At 41.5% G+C, this 15,488-nt stretch carries 14 protein-coding genes; 6 read left to right on the top strand and 8 right to left on the bottom strand.

The features are described 5' to 3' along the window. Positions 1 to 370: 370 nt before the first annotated feature. Positions 371 to 652 carry a hypothetical protein gene (locus tag LQ226_RS18115; protein ID WP_231419457.1) on the bottom strand — a complete coding sequence of 94 codons (282 nt, stop codon included), beginning with the start codon at positions 650 to 652 and terminating at the stop codon, positions 371 to 373. Positions 653 to 1,086: 434 nt separating this feature from the next. Here LQ226_RS18115 and LQ226_RS18110 point away from each other — a divergent pair, with 434 nt between their 5' ends. The 5 genes from LQ226_RS18110 (at position 1,087) to LQ226_RS18090 (ending at position 7,324) form a co-directional block, all read left to right on the top strand. Further along, positions 1,087 to 2,595 carry an esterase/lipase family protein gene (locus LQ226_RS18110; RefSeq protein ID WP_231419456.1) on the top strand — a complete coding sequence of 503 codons (1,509 nt, stop codon included), beginning with the start codon at positions 1,087 to 1,089 and terminating at the stop codon, positions 2,593 to 2,595. Between the two features lie 347 nt (positions 2,596 to 2,942). After that, complete coding sequence (gene ahpC / locus LQ226_RS18105) at positions 2,943 to 3,506, top strand: alkyl hydroperoxide reductase subunit C (RefSeq protein WP_231419455.1); 564 nt, start codon at positions 2,943 to 2,945, stop codon at positions 3,504 to 3,506. A gap of 12 nt (positions 3,507 to 3,518) precedes the next feature. Continuing rightward, a complete protein-coding gene (gene ahpF, locus LQ226_RS18100) occupies positions 3,519 to 5,051 on the top strand; it encodes an alkyl hydroperoxide reductase subunit F (RefSeq protein WP_231419557.1) in 1,533 nt (510 codons plus the stop codon). 249 nt (positions 5,052 to 5,300) lie between these two features. After that, complete coding sequence (locus LQ226_RS18095; protein WP_231419454.1) at positions 5,301 to 6,404, top strand: carbohydrate kinase; 1,104 nt, start codon at positions 5,301 to 5,303, stop codon at positions 6,402 to 6,404. After that, positions 6,401 to 7,324, top strand: coding sequence for a pseudouridine-5'-phosphate glycosidase (locus LQ226_RS18090; protein WP_231419453.1), 924 nt, complete (start codon positions 6,401 to 6,403; stop codon positions 7,322 to 7,324). The genes LQ226_RS18095 and LQ226_RS18090 overlap by 4 nt, the downstream gene beginning before the upstream one ends. Positions 7,325 to 7,363: 39 nt before the next feature. Here the strand turns inward: LQ226_RS18090 and mqo are convergent, their stop codons facing one another. Continuing rightward, positions 7,364 to 8,902 carry a malate dehydrogenase (quinone) gene (gene mqo / locus LQ226_RS18085; RefSeq protein ID WP_231419452.1) on the bottom strand — a complete coding sequence of 513 codons (1,539 nt, stop codon included), beginning with the start codon at positions 8,900 to 8,902 and terminating at the stop codon, positions 7,364 to 7,366. A gap of 253 nt (positions 8,903 to 9,155) precedes the next feature. After that, positions 9,156 to 9,434 (bottom strand): adhesin, encoded by a 279-nt coding sequence (locus LQ226_RS18080; protein WP_231419451.1) that lies wholly within the window; start codon positions 9,432 to 9,434, stop codon positions 9,156 to 9,158. 251 nt (positions 9,435 to 9,685) lie between these two features. Here LQ226_RS18080 and LQ226_RS18075 point away from each other — a divergent pair, with 251 nt between their 5' ends. Next, positions 9,686 to 10,684, top strand: coding sequence for a tRNA dihydrouridine synthase (locus LQ226_RS18075; RefSeq protein ID WP_231419450.1), 999 nt, complete (start codon positions 9,686 to 9,688; stop codon positions 10,682 to 10,684). Between the two features lie 113 nt (positions 10,685 to 10,797). Here LQ226_RS18075 and LQ226_RS18070 read toward each other — a convergent pair whose 3' ends face one another. From LQ226_RS18070 to LQ226_RS18050, 5 genes are all read right to left on the bottom strand, one after another. After that, the gene (locus LQ226_RS18070) at positions 10,798 to 11,274 is read right to left on the bottom strand and encodes a peptide-methionine (S)-S-oxide reductase (RefSeq protein ID WP_231419556.1); all 477 of its coding nucleotides are present in this window, start codon (positions 11,272 to 11,274) and stop codon (positions 10,798 to 10,800) included. Between the two features lie 38 nt (positions 11,275 to 11,312). Next, on the bottom strand, positions 11,313 to 11,792 hold the full coding sequence (gene rlmH, locus LQ226_RS18065) for a 23S rRNA (pseudouridine(1915)-N(3))-methyltransferase RlmH (RefSeq protein WP_231419449.1): 480 nt from the start codon (positions 11,790 to 11,792) through the stop codon (positions 11,313 to 11,315). 99 nt (positions 11,793 to 11,891) lie between these two features. Next, positions 11,892 to 12,509: a hypothetical protein gene (locus LQ226_RS18060; protein WP_231419448.1), complete on the bottom strand. Its 618-nt coding sequence runs from the start codon at positions 12,507 to 12,509 to the stop codon at positions 11,892 to 11,894. 13 nt (positions 12,510 to 12,522) lie between these two features. After that, the gene (locus LQ226_RS18055) at positions 12,523 to 13,716 is read right to left on the bottom strand and encodes a ParM/StbA family protein (protein WP_231419447.1); all 1,194 of its coding nucleotides are present in this window, start codon (positions 13,714 to 13,716) and stop codon (positions 12,523 to 12,525) included. A 367-nt stretch (positions 13,717 to 14,083) separates the two neighbouring features. Next, entirely contained in the window at positions 14,084 to 15,385 is a 1,302-nt protein-coding gene (locus LQ226_RS18050; RefSeq protein ID WP_231419446.1) for a Glu/Leu/Phe/Val family dehydrogenase, read from the bottom strand. Positions 15,386 to 15,488: the final 103 nt, after the last annotated feature.

Raw genomic sequence — 15,488 nt, 5'->3', positions numbered from 1 at the left:
TCATATTCATCTATTGTATCACTCAATCAGGATACTGTTATACCTTTTCTAAACTCTACACCATCATACATACGCACAGGAAAAAGAGCGCGACTCCCACGCCCCCTCCTCCAATACCTCTATAATCCGATGAACAACACTGCGGCGCCCCAGTGTCTTTTCAGATCCCTTTCAACCTCCCTCCTATATGAATGGACAATCATAAACTTATATCTATTCGATCTACTCCCCCTTTAGTGGCAGACGTCTATATACACAGGAACCTACTATCCGCCCTCCCTCTCGTTTTCTATTTCATCTACTTTCCATACTTGGTCCATGACCGCAAAGTCTATCTAGCAATGAAACACGTTAAGCTTCTTACCACGACTCATCCGACCCCCGACCAAATACACGATCTACTCGTCGTTTTCCTACTCGGATCTCCCCTGGCCTTCACCCCATACTCTTTGGCCTTATAAGAAAACTTCATCAGTCGTTCATCAAGAATTTCTTTCCTTCCTTTATTTTCAAACACTGATTCAATCTTCGAGGCGACCTCCTCCATCGTTAAAAGAAAACGGGAACCTCCGGAAACCGTTGCAACCTTCATCACAGAAACTAAACTCCACACCCACATCATACTCCAAAACATCGAAACCATTTTCTTCATCTTGCATCTCCTCCTTTAATTTCATCCTGCGTTTATTTTTCCTATGCCTATTAAATTGGACGAAATCTCTTCTTTTCCTTTTTGAATCGTTCCTCAAATAACTGCATGGTTTTACAGCGTGACTATAATTGTCGTCGTTTGATTGGGAATCCTAGCTAGAATCGACTTCACAAGTGTATAGTCTCGGTCATCCGACAGAGTTTTGAGGGACTCACTACATGTGAATTTTCTTAAAAAAGTTAAAGGAACAAAGGAATCTCTGAAAGGAGTGAAGGGTGACTCTTGAAAGGGAGCTCCTAAGCTAAGGAAAAACGTTACCAAATACCTAAACCTTTTGACTTCTTTTCATTCATTTTCATCAAACGGGTGCTACAAAACCTTTTTAGACCCATATATATTATGAGTTATGTTTATCTAATGAGAGGAGATGGCTCATGATTAAAATGACACGTGTACTAATCATCTTGATTGCCTTTGTTCTTTTAGCACCCTCCTTTGTTACAGCAGGTTCTATTAAAGAAGGGGGAGCCTCAGGTACCCCCGGAGAATGGTGGCTCGGTGAGCTTCCCTCCGATCCCCTCCCATCTAAACACCCGATTTTATTTGTCCACGGCTTGAATAGTTCATCGACTACATGGACCGACCAAAATGATATGGACGAAATTTCATATCAGAGAGGATACGAGACCGCATTTATTGACCTCTATCCCACAAAAGATATGTGGGAGAACGGCGCTTTGCTTTCACAAAAAATTAAAGAGGTGTATAACCATTTTGGCGAAAAGGTGGTTGTGGTGGCCCATAGCAAAGGGGGCATCGATACGCAGACTGCCCTTGTCCATTATGGCGCCGATCCTTATGTGGAACGAGTCATTACGCTCTCCACCCCTCACTATGGCTCTCAATTAGCTGATTTGGCATACAGCAGTTGGGCTGGATGGCTAGCGGGGATTTTAGGGAGTAAAAATGAAGCTACCTCTTCTCTTCAAACAGGGTATATGGATTATTTCAGATCCGTCACAGATGAACGTTTAAATGTAAGGGACACGCCGATCTATACACTCGGGGGAACCAAATGGGGAAGCTTTGGCAGTTCCCTTTATTGGGGAGGACTTTATTTAAGGGCTTATGGAAGTAATGACGGCGCCGTAACGGTTCAAAGTTCAAGACTTCCCTACGCAACAGAACTTAAAGTCGGAGATTGGAATCATACAACCATTAAAGAAGGATCATCTACGTTTTCCGTTTTTGAGAACTACTTGAACAAAAACGCTGGTTACTTAGCCAGCTTTCAGGCTGCAGCAGGGCTGGAAGGAAATGAATCGAATAATTTCTCTGAAAATGCGGACCGCTACATTCACGGGGGGATCTATTCAGGAATGAAGGAAGAGCCCATCCTTGTAGAACCAGGGGCAGAGTCTATTACAGTTGATTGGATGAGCGAGCATTTTGAGTCAAATGTTGGTTTGATTTCACCGAGCGGCAAAACGTACAACAACCTTCAAGTAAGAAAAGACGATACCGCCTATTTAAAAGGCGCCTATCATCATACCGCTACAATCCAAGATCCTGAAGCAGGAGAATGGATAATCAGGGCCTTATCCAATCAACAGGAGCATTATTTACTCAACGTAACCTACGATAGCCCACTCAATTCCCTCCTTACTTCTGAAATGAATAACGGAACCGTTCATATAAAGTCAAAGAACGAACACGTAAAAGTGAAAACAGATATGACCATCGCCTATTATAAAAAAGGACAGTTGAAGCATCTAAATGTAAAAGCCAATAAACAGAATGATTCTTTCCGACTTCCAAACCTCGGTTCAGGCACCTATAATATGACGATTAATGTAAATGGAACAATTGACAAGACCCCTTTTCAAAGAACAACGATTACATCCGTGTATGTAGATGAAAAAGGGCAATTATTTGGACATTAACCGAGAACTATTTTATGATAAAAAGGCCTGCTTCTTTAACATAAGCAGGCCTTTTTTCTATGAATATCCGCACGCATTTTAGTACAAAATAGAATGCTCAAACGTTTAAGAGAACACGAACACAGGTAATAATATAAGTAATGAGAATGATAATCGAATCAGCTCATTCCCTCTAATGTAATCACACCATATCAACCTTATTTTCGATACCCTATCCATCTAAATCACATTTACAGCTTTAATATGCGGGAACAACTTGACAAATCATCGCAGATATATAATAATAGTTTTTGAATTATAATGATTTTAAATTAATAACTTTTACACAAAAAAGAGGAGGATTTTTCATGTCATTAATCGGTACTGAAGTACAACCATTTAACGCGAAAGCATTCAAAAACGGTGAATTCGTTGACGTAACAGAAGAAAACTTTAAAGGTCAGTGGAGCGTCGTTTGCTTCTATCCTGCAGACTTTTCATTCGTTTGCCCAACTGAACTTGAAGATCTTCAAAACGAATATGCAGCACTTCAAGAACTAGGTGCTGAAGTTTACTCTGTTTCAACAGATACTCATTTCGTTCACAAAGGTTGGCACGATAGCTCAGAAAAGATTAACAAGATCACTTATACAATGATCGGTGACCCTTCTCAAACAATTTCTCGTAACTTTGAGGTACTAAACGAAGAAGAAGGTCTTGCAGATCGTGGTACATTCATCATCGATCCAGACGGTGTTATCCAAACAGTAGAAATTAACGCTGGCGGAATTGGCCGTGACGCAAGCAACCTTGTTGGTAAAATCAAAGCAGCTCAATACGTTCGTCAGAATCCAGGTGAAGTTTGCCCAGCTAAATGGGAAGAAGGTTCTGAAACACTTACACCAAGCCTAGATCTAGTAGGTAAAATCTAAAGGAGTGCACTCATAATGCTTGAAGCAGATATTAAAGCTCAATTAAACCAATATCTAGAACTATTGGAAAGCGATATCGTGCTTAAAGTTAGTGCAGGTTCTGATAAAGTATCAAAAGACATGCTAGCTCTTGTAGAAGAGCTAGCTTCTATGTCTTCTAAGATTACATTCGAGGAAGCACAATTATCCAGAACGCCTAGCTTTAGTGTGAATCGCGTCGGAGAAGATACTGGAGTTACGTTCGCAGGTATTCCTCTTGGACATGAATTTACGTCTTTAGTTCTTGCTCTTCTACAAGTTAGTGGCAGAGCCCCTAAAGTTGACCAAAGTGTCATCGATCAGGTTAAGAACATTAAAGGTGAGTACAACTTTGAAACGTATGTTAGCTTAAGCTGTCATAACTGCCCTGATGTGGTCCAGGCCTTAAACATGATGAGTGTTTTAAATCCTGGTATTACTCATACGATGATTGACGGCGCAGCTTTCAAAGAAGAAGCTGAAAGTAAAAACGTGATGGCTGTTCCTTCTCTGCATCTTAATGGAGAATTCTTGAGCGGTGGTCGCATGACGTTAGAAGAGATCTTAGATAAGATTGTTGAAGGTCCTAGCGCTGAAGAATTTACAGATAAAGACCCATATGATGTTTTAGTTGTCGGTGGTGGCCCAGCTGGTGCAAGTGCGGCCATTTATGCTGCTCGTAAAGGAATTCGTACAGGCGTCGTAGCTGAGCGTTTCGGCGGTCAGGTTCTAGACACCATGAGTATTGAAAACTTTATTAGCGTATCAAGCACAGAAGGACCGAAGCTTGCTGCAAGCCTTGAAGAACACGTGAAGGATTACGACATTGATGTCATGAACCTTCAGCGTGCAAGCAGCTTAGAGAAGAACGATGGTATGTTCGAGCTCGGGCTTGATAATGGTGGCGTCCTAAAAAGTAAAAGTGTCATCATCTCGACCGGTGCACGCTGGCGTCAAGTTGGCGTACCAGGTGAAGAAGAGTTCAAAAATAAAGGTGTGGCATACTGCCCTCACTGTGATGGTCCTTTATTTGAAGGAAAAGACGTAGCTGTGATCGGCGGAGGTAACTCCGGAATTGAAGCAGCTATTGACCTTGCAGGCATTGTGAAGCACGTTACAGTACTTGAGTTTGCTTCAGAACTTAAAGCCGACCAAGTCTTACAAGAACGTGCAAACAGCCTTCCTAACATAACGATTCATACCAACGCCCAAACAACTGAGATCACTGGAGACGCTAACGTAAACGGTATTACGTATGTGGATCGCGAGACAGGTCAGGAGAATCACGTTAAGCTAGAAGGCGTGTTCGTCCAAATTGGACTTGTTCCAAACACAGAATGGTTAGACGAATCCATTGAGCGTAACCAAATTGGCGAAATTGTCGTTGATAAGCGCAATGCCACAAGCATCCCTGGTCTATTTGCTGCTGGTGATGTGACAGATGTTCCGTATAATCAAATCATTATCTCTATGGGAACAGGCGCAAATGCTGCCTTAGGCGCATTTGATTACCTGATTCGCAACTAATCATAGAACTTTTGAAAGACGCTCGTCCTTTGGACGGGCGTCTTTTTGTATGTCTTTTTTTATATCTCTTTCCATGGGAGTACTGGAGAAACGATATCCCCAACGCTCCTCTCTTGAAATAGATGGACTCCCCCTTTTAAGAAGTCGGACGTGCGACTTCTCTTACAATTATTTACACACCACAAAAATACATATACGGTATAAATGACAAATGTTTACTTATTCAAACTAAAGTTTGGAGTGATCCCTATGTCCACCGCGAAGCTGACAGAACGAGAACGCCAAGTTTATGAGTTAATTCAAAAGAACCCTTATGTGTCTCAACAAGACTTATCAGAAACCCTTCATTTATCACGTTCCACTGTAGCCAACCTGGTTTCAAGTCTTGTTCAGAAAGATGTTTTATTAGGGCGTGCCTATGTATTGAATGATTCCCAACAGGTCGTATGTGTAGGGGGGGCCAACGTTGACCGAAAGTTTCGTAGTTTAGAGCCTTTTCAGCTTCATACGTCTAATCCGGTGCAATCAAGTTACAGTGTGGGCGGAGTGGCTCGGAATATAGCAGAAAACCTGGGTAGACTTGGCTATAATCCAAGTTTAATTACAGCTGCAGGTAAAGATGCGGACTGGGAAATCATTGAACGTGCCTCGTCGCTCATCCAGTTAGACACCGTTCTTCATATTCCGTCTGCCTCTACCGGGACCTATACGGCTGTCTTAAACGCTGAAGGAGACATGACTGTAGCTTTCGCTGATATGGAAGTCTATGACTATATCCTCCCTCCTTTACTAAGCACACACGATAAGAAACTGAAACAAGCTTCCTGCATCATCGCAGATTTAAATTGTCCCAAAGAAGGTCTCTATTATCTCTTGCAGAAGGCACAAAGCTTTCACGTACCGCTTGCTTTTGTTACCGTATCGATCCCTAAAATGAAGCGTCTGCCTAAAGATTTGAGCGGCCTTACATGGTTAATGACAAACGTGGAAGAGAGCGCGTCTTATCTTGGGATGACAATTGAAACGAATAAGCAATGGGAGGACGCCGTTACCTATTGGCTGGAGCGTGGCGTATCCTATGTAACCGTTACCTGGGGTGAACACGGAGTAATGGTGGGTTCAGCCGAGGGCATCGAGCTATATGAAACAGCTACTATACCAGAAGTACAAGACGTAACAGGAGCCGGAGATGCGTTCGCAGCTGCTGTAATCTATTCATGGTTAGAAGGAAAGACGCTAAGAGGAGCGATTCAAACAGGCCTTCAAAGTGCGACTTTATGTATCCAATCTCATTACACCGTTCGTCCAGATTTAACTCCCCAACTATTAAACGCTCAGGAGGAAAAAATATGAACGTACACTTAACAAGATCTCCAGAAGTTGAAGAAGCAGCAAAACACGGTAAACCGATTGTAGCTCTTGAATCAACAATAATCTCTCACGGAATGCCGTACCCACAAAATGTAGCCACAGCAAGAGAGGTAGAACAAATTATTCGCGAGAACGGAGCTGTGCCGGCAACGATCGCTATTCTAGACGGAAAGATTAAAATCGGTTTAACAGACGAAGAACTTGAAGAACTAGGCTCAAGAAACGATATAGCCAAAGCCTCCCGTAAAGATATTCCTTATCTAGTAGCTACTAAAAAACCAGGTGCCACAACCGTTGCAGCTACGATGATTTGTGCAGAACTAGCCGGTATCCAGATCTTTGTCACAGGAGGAATCGGCGGCGTCCATCGCGAGGGTGAAACCACTATGGATATATCTGCGGACTTAGAGGAGTTAGCTCATACCAATGTAGGCGTTGTCTGTGCCGGCGCTAAGTCAATTTTAGATTTAGGTCTTACTCTTGAGTACTTAGAAACAAAAGGCGTGCCTGTCATGGGCTATCAGACGCAGACGCTTCCTGCCTTTTTCACTCGCACCTCCCCATTTGCTGTTCATTATCAAGTGAACGCGCCTAGTGAGATTGCCTCTATTCTTAAAGCTAAATGGGAGTTAGAGATCAATGGAGGGGCTGTCATTGCTAATCCAATTCCTGAAGAATATGCAATGGATGAGCAGTTCATTAACGGGGTCATTGATTCAGCGATTGCAAAGGCAAAGTCACTAAATATAGAAGGAAAAGACGTCACACCATTTCTATTAGATCAAGTGAACCAAGCAACAGAAGGTAAGAGTTTAGCGGCTAATATCCAACTTGTAAAATCGAATGCAAGGCTCGGGGCCCAAATTGCCGTACACTACGCAAAACAAACGTTACTTATATAAAAAAGGACTTTTCATTAGAAAAGTCCTTTTTACTACGTCTTAAGAAGTCTGACTTATATCGTTTTCTTCCTCTGAAAGATAACTATAAAGAGGTCGTTTATTTAAACCAAGTGCTTGATCTGTATTCTTATGAATATCCTTGAGAAGCTCAGGGTGGTCAGCTAATGTTAACCCGTAAGAAGGAATCATCTCTTGGATTCTCGGTTTCCACTCTTCCATCTGTTGAGGGAAGCAACTCTCCATCAGATCAAGCATAACTTGAACAGCTGTAGAGGCCCCTGGTGAAGCTCCAAGTAAGGCAGCAATGGAACCGTCAGAGGAGTGAACAACTTCCGTTCCAAACTGAAGCGTTCCTTTCCCACTGTCATCCGTGTCTTTTATGACCTGCACACGTTGACCAGCGACAGACAGACTCCAATCACCACTATTAGCGTCAGGGATGAATTCTCTTAACTCTTCCATCCGCTTTTCTTTAGATTGAACCACTTGTTCAATTAAATACTTAGTAAGTGAAGCATTCTTTACCCCCGCTGCTGACATGGTCGCAAGATTATCTGTTTTAACAGATGTAAATAAATCAAGAAACGAACCTTTCTTAAGGAACTTCGGAGAAAAGCCAGCAAATGGACCGAATAATAAGGTTCTCTTTCCATCAATATAACGAGTATCCAAATGAGGAACAGACATTGGCGGTGCCCCTACTTTTGCTTTCCCGTATACTTTCGCATTGTGTTTCTCCACAACTTCTGGATTGTTACAAACCAAAAACTGACCGCTCACCGGGAAACCACCAATGTGCTTAGACTCTGGAATACCTGATTTCTGAAGAAGGTGAAGACTTCCTCCGCCTCCCCCAATGAAAACAAAATCCGTAACGTGGTACTCAATTCGGTTTTGAGCCTGGTTTAATACTTTCACTTCCCAGGATCCATCCTCAAGTCTGTTTAAATTCTGTACACTATGCTGGTAGTTAAGCTCTACATCTGTTGCTTCTAGATAATCAAACATTTTACGCGTAATGGTCCCGAAATTCACATCTGTTCCTGAGTCCATTTTCGTAGCAGCAACCGCTTCTTCTGGATTACGACTCTCCATCATGACAGGCATCCATGCTTTCAACTCTTCTTGATTATCAGAAAACTGCATACCCTGAAACTGAGGGTGTTCTGACATCGTTCGGTAGCGCTTTCTCAGGAATTCAACATTCTGCTTCCCTTGCACAAAGCTCAGATGAGGCAATGGCATAATAAACTCTTGTGGTTTCTTAATGCGATCATTCTGAATTAAATACGTCCAAAATTGCTTGGATACTTGGAACTGCTCATTCACTTTAATGGCCTTTGAAATATCAATGGAGCCATCGGATTGTTCCTTTGTATAGTTGAGTTCACATAAAGCCGCATGTCCCGTACCCGCATTGTTCCATACATTCGAACTTTCTTCTCCTGCACTGTTTAACTTTTCAAATACTCTAATTTTCCACTCTGGCACTAATTCTTTCAGCAATGATCCTAACGTAGCGCTCATAATTCCTGCACCAATCAGGATCGCGTCGGTTTTTTCATAGTTTTTACTCATAGTCCCATACTCCCTATGTCTTACAGAAAAGAGGAAACATTTCATCCCGCCCCGGGTGCCTCATCTTTTCTAGTATTTTATAACCTACTACTAGTGTATCACTTTCCAAAAATATTGAAAATTAATTCTATTGCAATACCCACTTTATAATCGGTTGTAATGAGAGTTGTAAAACCAATTACGGTGAACCATTTAAACGAAACTTTTATACTTTATCATTTCCCATTTCTTAGCTAAATAATCATACTTCACGTCATTCAGTATGCGGAAGCCCCTTAATAATAAAATCGACACCTTCGCTTGATTCTTCCAAATCTAATTCAATGTCTTTCGCTATATCCTGCATAGAAGATTCTATGGAAACCCGAATGCCGTTGACTTCAGTTATAAGATCGGACTCAGCCGGCTCTTCAAGTCCCATCCCCAATTGGGTTCCTCCACACCCTCCTGCAGCGAATATTCTAAGGTTGGAGGACTCCTCTTCATCGATTATTTGTAGAATTTGTTCTTTAGCTTCATTTGAAATTTTCACTTTTGATCTCTCCTATCTACAATCTATTCTCAACTTTTATTTTGTTATCAAACACACTGAAAATTTTAACATATACCGAAAGTAGCGTGTCTCATCCAACGAAGAGATTCGTTCCCTTGCACTTTTCGTTGGATACTATTAAAGTATATAATGATTGCTTTCTATTCTAAATGGAAACGAATTAGAAAAAAACATTTTCACTTTTAACTTTGGGAACTTGTTTTCCCTTAAGGAAAGGGTTCAGATATAGTATGAAAGATAATTTTTGGCATGAGTTGCCGCGACCGTTTTTTGTTTTGGCACCGATGGAAGCTGTAACGGATGTTGTATTTCGTCATGTCGTGAGTGAAGCAGCAAGGCCGGACGTATTCTTTACAGAGTTCACAAATACGGAAAGCTACTGCCATCCAAGAGGCAAAGATAGCGTTCGTGGCCGTCTGACATTCACAGAGGATGAACAGCCGATTGTTGCCCATATTTGGGGAGATAAACCTGAATACTTCCGACAAATGAGCATTGGAATGGCTGAAATGGGATATCGCGGAGTCGATATCAATATGGGTTGCCCTGCACCGAATGTTGCTACAAAAGGGAAAGGTTGCGGACTCATACGCCGTCCGGATGTTGCAGCGGAAATTGTACAGGCGGCTAAAGCAGGAGGCCTTCCTGTAAGTGTAAAAACCCGCCTAGGTTACACAGAAGTCGAGGAGTGGCACGACTGGCTTCGACACCTTTTAGAACAGGATATAGCTAACCTCTCCATCCACCTCCGTACGAAAAAAGAGATGAGTAATGTGGATGCTCACTGGGAGCTGATTCCTGAGATTAAGAAGCTTCGTGACGAAGTAGCTCCTGATACACTTCTAACTATTAATGGGGATATCCCTGACCGTCAGAAGGGGCTTGAACTTGTTGAGAAATATGGTGTAGATGGGGTTATGATTGGACGAGGAGTCTTCCATAATCCATTCTGCTTCGAAACAGAGAAGAAAGAGCATACCAGTGAGGAGTTGCTTGATCTTCTACGTTTGCAGCTCGATCTTCATGATAAATATTCAGAGGAATTAGAGCCGCGCCTCTTCAAACCACTTCGCCGCTTCTTTAAGATTTATGTTAAAGGCTTCCGAGGAGCAAGCGAGTTACGAAATCAATTGATGAGCACTGAATCAACTGATGAAGTCCGTGCTCTCCTTGATGAATTTACAGAGAATAATGGAGTGGAAGAAGAGAAAGGTTTTTCAATTTCTTAAATAATCTCTCGTGTATTTCATGCGAACTATGCTAGGTAATAAAAAAACGAGGAGAGCCTTAAGCTCTCCTCGTTTTTTATATTACTTTTCAATACCGCACTGCTTCTTTGATGTTAAACCCGCTTGTATTTATTTAATAGATCTTCAGAGATATGACAATAATCTCCCGGACATCTGGTTAACCGATCCTGGTGTTCTTCCGCACTTCTTACATAGTTAGTAAGTGGTAAAACTTCCACTACGATACGTCTAGCGTCCTCTCTTTCCCTTATAAACGCTTGTGCATCTTCCAAATGCTCAGGGGCCTCGCTATACACACCTGTTCTATATTTCACGCCTACATCTTCCCCTTGTTGATTCAGGCTGTAGGGGTCAATGATTTCAAAGAGATACCCCATTAAATCTTTTATGTTTACAACCGCCGGATCAAATGTTGTTTTGACACATTCAGCGTAGCCGTCATAGTCCCCTCCGAGTGTAGGACTCGTCCCATTCGCTCTTCCCGCTTCTGTAGATGTAACGCCAGGGAGTGTCTTGATGAATTCTTGCACGCCCCAGAGACATCCACCAGCTATATAGACTGTTTCCATCATCATGTACCTCCTTGTTTAAGCATGTAAGCTCTTCTTTATTTATGGTACGGTTCCCCCCGATTAATCCGAAACGCACGATATATTTGCTCTAAAAGCACAAGCCTCATTAACTGGTGGGGGAGCGTCATTTTCGAGAACGATAAAGCGAAGTCTGAGCGCGCAGTCACTTCTTCACTTAAACCTAATGACCCTCCGATAACAAAGGTTACTTTGCTCTTCCCATAAGTAGCCAGCTGATCCAACTGTTTCGCCAGTTTCTCAGATGTAAGCATATTTCCTTCAATCTCTAACGTAATGACATGAGCATCAGGATTAACCTTAGCAAGAATGCGCTCTCCTTCTTTCTGCTTCACCTCTTCCATTTGGGCTTCACTTAGGTTTTCAGGAGCCTTTTCATCAGGAACTTCAATTAAATCGATCGAGGCATAAGCTCCCAGTCTCTTTTCATATTCGCTGATGCCTTGTTTTAAGTATTTTTCTTTTAGTTTTCCAACAGAAATAATGGTGATCTTCATAGTTATACTCCTTCGGTCTATTTCTTACGTTTATCGTATCATGAAACAGTGTTAGAGTATAAAAAACCCCAAAGTCACAGATGACTTTGGGGTGATTTCTTATTTATTCATGGAGGAGAAGAAGTCTGCTAGTGGATCATCTTCGTCGAATTCCACCTTTTCCTCTTCCTTATGGATCTCCTCTTGTAAGTGATCAAGATTAATATCATCAAGATCATCATCAGTCGTCCAGTTATCCTCAGCCGGTGACTCATTTTCTCGCCAGTCGTTTGTATAGGAGGACGCGTTATCTTGCCCAGAAGCTACAGCGTAAGACTTTGCCTGAATGGCTGACTCCACTTGTTCTTGAAGCTCTAGAACATCATCAAAATCATAAGCGTTGTTGTGTAACGACGCATAAAGAGAGGTAGCCCGAATTGGGTCCATAAGCAATTGGTAGAGTATACTACCCATTAAAGCTTCTGAATGTTCATGTTTAAGCCAATTCCGCTGTTCTTTCGTTAATGATTTTGGTAATGAAACCGTAACGGTCTCTTTCTCCTTAGAACGCGTTTCTGATACCCCTTGCATAACATACTGAGCAATTCGGCTTGAGAAATTGCGTTTTTCCGTTTCCTTTAAATGTTGGAGTTGCTTCAATACATAATCCGGTGTATCTGAAGGAATACGGAATGTGATTGCCTGGCCTCTTTGAATACCTTTTTTGGAATCTCCCATGAAATCTTCCTATCTACTTAGCAGAAGTCGCTTCTTGTTTTTGCTTCTCCTGTTTTTTATCTCTCTTTGTTTTCCTAACGAAATCAGATACTAGTTTGTAATAAGCATTCGCCATCATCCAAATGCTTTCATTTTCGTCTTCAAAGAACTCAATATTAAATCCATCCAGACTATTATTGAGGGATTTTAAGTAATCTTTTAAAACGGCAGAACCGCCGCCAACGAAATAGCAAATTTCAGACTGAGAATTTCGCTGCCAAACATTGCGCAGATAGCGGTATTGCTTCTTCGCTAATTCTAAAAGAATACGATCTGTAATATCATGGACGCTTGTCCGACTTCCTTTCACCATGATGTGGTGTCGATCATTTTTACGCGTAATGATATCGACCACATCACGACGACTGTCTAACTCTACGCCATGTTTTGTCCGGATTTCATCACGGATGGCTTCTAATGATTCAGCCACTCCAAGGTTAAACCCTTGTGCTTTATCATCATCTACATTGCGGTTACGAATCACGGCAATATCCGTTGATAATCCACCAATGTCTTGAATTAAGATTTGCTTATCAATTAAGTCTTTATTGATCACATTTAAATCGTTATCCATGACAAGATTGACGAACGCTGCGAATCCTTCTGGGTATACTTTTACTTCATCAAATTTAAGATTTACTTTCATACCCTGATACTTTGGTGTTACAAGGAACTCGACCTGGTGAACAGAACCGAGTAACTGAGAGCGATAGCCTACGTCTTTTCCTTCTTTTACTTCTCTAAGAGGTAGTCCTGTTCCAAGCGTATAGTTAGCGTCCACAACGTTTCGGTTATTTCCATGATGCTTTCTAGTATCGTCTTCTCTTGATACTGCATCAAGGGCTAATGAGGCAAACAGCATAACCAATGTCTGATCTTCTTCAGACTTACTACTTCCTGGATCTAATTCAGTAGAGTTACTACTCTTTGTTGCTAGATTTCCTACACGGTAAATCGCATTATTGTCCTTTAAGGCAGGCGAATGCACGCGGATATGTAGATTATCTACAGGATCCTTTTCGTCTAATTCTTCTATTCCTATTACAGGACGATCTTCAATATCTCTAGCAATCACGTTTGGAATATAAAGCTCCGAATCTAACTTACCGAATAACGCCTTTAGGGCATCATTACCAACATCAACAGCTGCAATTCTTGAATTTGTCATGAAACTAGCTCCCCTTCTTTTTTGAAGTTAATGACTAGAGTCTCTATCCGATACCTAAAAGATATAGAAGATTTAGACAACAGTCAATGTCTTCTTTTGTCGACATTTCTGTATACATGTGTACGGTTTATGTTTACATGTATACGAAATCTGTACACATACTGTTATATCAACATGTATACGCTTTTGTGTACTTGTATACACTTTTGTTTACTTAATGTTTACGTTTTCCGTATACTTGTTTACGTAATTGTATACATGTACACATTTTTGTAAACACAAACCATAAAAGAAAGAGAGAAGCATTTAACCTTCTCTCTTCATGTTTATATCTATTCGTCTCGAGTAACCAGAATGTGACTAGGTCTTATAACTTAGAGAGATCTCCATTTTGTATCCAACCTCTCGCTTTAAGTGCTAGTACAAGATGGCGTATCCCCACCATATAAGCTGCCTGACGCATTTCGCAGCCTTTCTCCTCTTTCATCGAGTATACTCGCTTAAAGGCAGCAATCATTTTCTCTTCAAGTTCTGTGTTCACTTTCTCTTCTTTCCAATAATAATTCATCGTATTTTGGACCCATTCAAAGTAAGATACGGTTACGCCTCCGGCATTACACAGGATATCCGGAATAATAAAGATCCCCTTTTCTTCTAAAATACGGTTTCCTTCTGGTGTAGTTGGACCGTTAGCGGCTTCAGCAACGATTTTTGCCTGGATTTTAGGTGCTGTATCTTTTGTAATCTGATTTTCTAATGCAGCTGGAATGAGGATGTCTACAGGGAGTGCAAACATCTCTTCGTTTGAAATGGAGGTGCAATGTTCAAAGTCAGCAATGACATTCCCCTCCCCTATAAATTCTAAGAGAGCCGGGATGTCTAATCCTTCTTCTTTGTATATTCCACCCGACACATCTGTTACAGCTACTACTTTTACGCCGGTTTCATGTAAGAATTTAGCTGTTGCGCTTCCTACATTTCCAAACCCCTGTAATGCAGCTGTAGCTCTTGATAGGTCAATATCAAGGGCGTTGGCCGCTTCTCTTATATGAATAACCACTCCACGTCCCGTAGCATCAAGGCGCCCCTCAGATCCCCCTATAATGATCGGTTTGCCTGTAATGAGCCCTGGTATATTGTAACCACGTAGTTTGTCGTATTCATCGATCATCCATGCCATAATTTCAGGAGTTGTATTCATATCCGGAGCAGGTATATCCTTTTCTGGGCCAATGACAGGTGTAATCTTCCGAATGTAACTTCTACTTAGCTCTTCTAACTCTCTTTGATTTAAGTCATTCGGGTTTACAATCACTCCCCCCTTCCCTCCTCCGAGGGGTAACTCAATAATGGCTGATTTCAAGGACATCCAGATCGATAGAGCCTTTACTTCATCAAGGGTTACAGAGGGATGGAAGCGTATTCCCCCTTTACATGGCCCTAGTACGTCAAGGTGCTGTGAACGATAGCCTGTATAGTTCTCAACAGAACCGTCCTCTTTGCGAATAGGAATTGATACTTCCATCACCCTCATCGGTTTCTTTAAGATGTGATAGATGCTCTCATCTAACCCTAACTGTTCCACGGATTCACTGAGTAATTGTTTTACAATCGTATATGGATTTTGATCATGTGTAGAAATATCTGCTTCTGCTTTATGTTTTTCCATAGCTTTTCCCTACCTCTCGTACATTTACATATTAGTAATGTGTCACCATTTACGTTTCCTTATGTAAACATTCGTCATATTTATTGTTTCATTTGGAAAGATA

The sequence above is a fragment of the Pontibacillus sp. HN14 genome, from assembly GCF_021129245.1.
GTDB lineage: Bacteria > Bacillota > Bacilli > Bacillales > BH030062 > Pontibacillus.
Note: the sequence above shows the minus strand (reverse complement) of the source record. Positions and strands in the feature narration are given on the sequence as shown.